Genomic DNA, 620 nt, shown 5'->3' with positions numbered 1-620 from the left:
GGGCTGGACCGCGCCGGGAGGGGGTTCGCGGGGCTCCTGCGGATCCGGCGGCACCGCGCGCGGATGGCCCGGGCGGCGTCGTGCGCTAGGAGTCCGTGGGGTAGTCGCGCGGCCAGCTGTGGCCGAGGCTCGCCTCCACGCTCTCGTTGAAGCGGCGGGTGAGGTGGGCGAGGGTGGCGACGTCCTCCGCGGACCAGTCCCGCGTGAAGCGCTCGAAGGACTCCCGGCGGGCGTGGAACTCCTCCTCGAGGCGCCGCAGGCCCTCCTCGGTGGGGCGGTGCTTGCGGGCCACGCCACCCTCGGGGTCCTTGATGCGCTCGATCAGCCCGCTCTTCATGGCGGCGGCCACCTGGCGGTGGACGGTGGAGATGTCCAGGCCGAAGGACTGCGCGAGCTCGGCCACGCTCATGGGGCCGCCGGCCTGCAGGCGGGCGAGGAGCACGGTGGAGCTGCGGTCCAGCGCCTCGGTGCGTGACTGCGGGGGCGCGCCCTGGAGGGCGTATCGGGAGAGCAGCATGTGCTCGTAGACCAGCTCGCTCACGGAATCCTCGCTCTGCACGGGTCCATCCTTTCATTTCTCGTTCGTCCGCGGTCCGCGCGCGGGGTGCGGGGGCCGCGGG

Annotated in this window: 1 protein-coding gene; it reads right to left on the bottom strand. The window is 73.9% G+C overall.

Annotated features, from left to right (window positions below; genetic code table 11):
* Positions 1–85 precede the first annotated feature (85 nt).
* Complete coding sequence (locus D9R02_RS11850; protein ID WP_039100645.1) at positions 86–559, bottom strand: MarR family winged helix-turn-helix transcriptional regulator; 474 nt, start codon at positions 557–559, stop codon at positions 86–88.
* Positions 560–620: the final 61 nt, after the last annotated feature.

It is taken from the genome of Kocuria rhizophila (assembly GCF_003667225.1).
Lineage (GTDB): Bacteria > Actinomycetota > Actinomycetes > Actinomycetales > Micrococcaceae > Kocuria > Kocuria rhizophila.
This window is presented reverse-complemented; position numbering and strand designations above follow the sequence as displayed.